3 protein-coding genes and 1 pseudogene are annotated in these 2,537 nt (G+C 55.6%); all 4 read left to right on the top strand.

The genetic code is table 11. From position 1 onward, the window contains the following. Nucleotides 1-404, top strand: a pseudogene (locus ACIQ0G_RS10870) (translation initiation factor IF-2); the annotation flags it as partial. 29 nt (nt 405-433) lie between these two features. Then, a complete protein-coding gene (gene rbfA / locus ACIQ0G_RS10875) occupies nt 434-838 on the top strand; it encodes a 30S ribosome-binding factor RbfA (protein WP_183940442.1) in 405 nt (134 codons plus the stop codon). Next, on the top strand, nt 838-1,419 hold the full coding sequence (locus ACIQ0G_RS10880; protein WP_397577920.1) for a thymidine kinase: 582 nt from the start codon (nt 838-840) through the stop codon (nt 1,417-1,419). The genes rbfA and ACIQ0G_RS10880 overlap by 1 nt, the downstream gene beginning before the upstream one ends. 140 nt (nt 1,420-1,559) lie before the next feature. Further along, nucleotides 1,560-2,519 (top strand): tRNA pseudouridine(55) synthase TruB, encoded by a 960-nt coding sequence (truB, locus tag ACIQ0G_RS10885; RefSeq protein WP_397577921.1) that lies wholly within the window; start codon nt 1,560-1,562, stop codon nt 2,517-2,519. Nucleotides 2,520-2,537 lie beyond the last annotated feature (18 nt).

A 2,537-nucleotide genomic window follows, 5' to 3' on the forward strand; every position in this document is an offset into this window, starting at 1 on the left:
CGCTTGCGAAACGTGACCGCGTCCGGTTGAAGTATTTCGATGTGATTTATCACCTGACGGCAGACATCGCCAAGGAAATGGCGGGCGAGCTTGGTCCGGAAATCATCGAAACCGTCGTCGGACGTGCAGAGGTCAAGGACGTGTTCAAGTCCGGCAAGCGCGACAAGGCCGCTGGTTTGCTGGTCACCGAAGGCATCATCAAAAAGGGCCTTCATGCACGTCTTACCCGCGAAGACGTCATCGTGTCGAAAACCACGATTGCTTCGCTTCGCCGGTTCAAGGACAATATCGACGAAGTTCGTGCTGGTCTCGAATGTGGTGTCGTGTTGGCGGATACCAACGACGTCAAGGCAGGCGATATGCTCGAGGTCTTTGAAGTCGAGGAACGTGAACGGACGTTGTGAGCTTAGCTCGAACCTGAAAGGGGAGCTGTATGGCCAAGCATAACGACACTGGTACCGAGGGCCGTTCCGTACGGTTGCTGCGCGTAGGCGAACAATTCCGGCATATATTGTCGGAACTGCTCGCGCGCGGCGAAGTGCATGACGACGTTCTTAACAGCCACAGCGTCAGCGTGACCGAAGTGCGTATGTCCCCGGATTTGCGCCATGCAACGGCATTCATTAAGCCGCTGTTGGGGGCAAATGAAGAAAAGGTGCTTAAGGCACTGCGCACCAATACGGCGTTTTTCCAAAAGGAAGTCGCCTCGCGGGTGAGCATGAAATATGCGGCGAAGTTGAAGTTTCTGGCGGACGATAGCTTCGACCAAGCCACGCATATCGAAGGCTTATTGGCACAGCCCAAGGTGCAACAAGATTTGACCGACGACGCAGAATAATGGCCAAGCTATACTTCTACTACGCGTCGATGAACGCTGGCAAATCGACGACATTGCTGCAGGCTGCATTCAATTATGGCGAGCGCGGCATGCAGGTGATGCTGTGGACGGCCGCTATTGATGACCGCCCGGGTTTCGGCGCCATCAGCTCTCGCATTGGTCTCGCCGGTGATGCCAGCCGCTTTGAAAGCGACACGGATATCGAACGCGCAGTCCTTGCGAAGCACGCAGAAACGCCGCTTGCGTGCGTGCTGATCGACGAAGCGCAGTTTTTGACCAAAGAACAGGTTTGGCAGGCTGCAAGCTTGGCCGACAAGGCGGGTATTCCGGTCGTTTGCTATGGCTTACGCACGGATTTTCAGGGCGAACTTTTCCCCGGCTCCGCTGCATTGCTAGGCATCGCGGACAGCCTGGTTGAATTAAAAGGCGTGTGTGACTGCGGCCGCAAAGCGACGATGAACTTGCGCGTTGATGAGACCGGCAAAGCCGTTGTCGATGGCGCACAAACCGAAATTGGCGGCGATGATCGTTACGTCGCGATGTGCCGAAAGCATTTTAACGAGGCGCGCGGCTTAGGCTGACTTTTCATGTGCCGTTCATCCAGAAAGGCATATCGTCGTGCCTATCATGAAAAAGCCATGGTCCCTTTGTTGGCCGCAGGCAGCGATGTCGCCGCGCCTTCAAATTGACTTGATGCTACACCGCGCCCTAAAGGGCGGGCATGCATGGCTGGATCATCCTCGATAAACCGCTTGGTCTGGGTTCAACGCAGGCCGTTGCAGCGGTAAAGCGCAACTTGCGTTCTGCTGGCTTTTGCAAGGTCAAGGTTGGGCATGGCGGTACGCTTGATCCACTCGCCACCGGTGTTCTCCCCATCGCATTGGGTGAAGCGACCAAATTATGTGGCCGGATGCTCGACGCGTCCAAGACATATGACTTTACCATCTGCTTTGGAACAGAGACCAGCGGCCTAGATGCCGAGGGCGAGGTTGTTGCAACTTCGGACGTGCGGCCCACGCTGGAGCAAGTGCAGCAAGCACTTGCGCAGTTCACCGGGCCGATTGAACAGATTCCGCCGGCCTATTCCGCGATCAAAATTGATGGCAAGCGCGCTTATGATTTGGCGCGGGCAGGTGAAGTGGTCGAGATGAAGTCGCGGGGCGTGACGGTCTATCAACTCACCATCTGTCATGCTGAACTTGTTTCAGTATCTCACGTCGACCGGGATGAAAGTAAGACCCTGAAACAAGTTCAGGGTGACGCGCTTTTGGGTTCAATCACACTGACTGCTGACGTGTCCAAAGGCACGTACATCCGAAGCTTGGCGCGCGATATTGCCTATGCTTTGGGTACCGTCGGCCATGTCTCTATGCTGCGCCGCGTGCGTGCCGGTCCGTTTGCCCTGAATGGCGCGATTTCGCTGGACAAACTGAATGCATTCGGCCAAGGGGCAGCCCAAGAAGACATTATCTTGCCGATAGAGGCAGGGCTGGTCGACATCCCGGCTCTTGATCTCTCCCCGGAACAGGCAAGGGCGATCCAACAGGGTCGCGTCTTGACCGGGATTGCCATGAAAGATGGGCTACATTGGGCGAGGGACGCAGATTTGCGGCCTATTGCACTGGTGGAGAACATCGACGGTGCTTTGAAAACCGTCCGTGGCTTTAACCTAACTCTATGATGTTCGAAGGAAAAATAT

This window comes from Sphingorhabdus sp. (assembly GCF_044354325.1).
Lineage (GTDB): Bacteria > Pseudomonadota > Alphaproteobacteria > Sphingomonadales > Sphingomonadaceae > Sphingorhabdus_B.

Coding starts and splice junctions, on each gene's coding strand:
- truB (WP_397577921.1), top strand. CDS start 1,560: ATGCATGGCTGGATCATCCTCGATAAACCGCTTGGTCTGGGTTCAACG.
- ACIQ0G_RS10880 (WP_397577920.1), top strand. CDS start 838: ATGGCCAAGCTATACTTCTACTACGCGTCGATGAACGCTGGCAAATCG.
- rbfA (WP_183940442.1), top strand. CDS start 434: ATGGCCAAGCATAACGACACTGGTACCGAGGGCCGTTCCGTACGGTTG.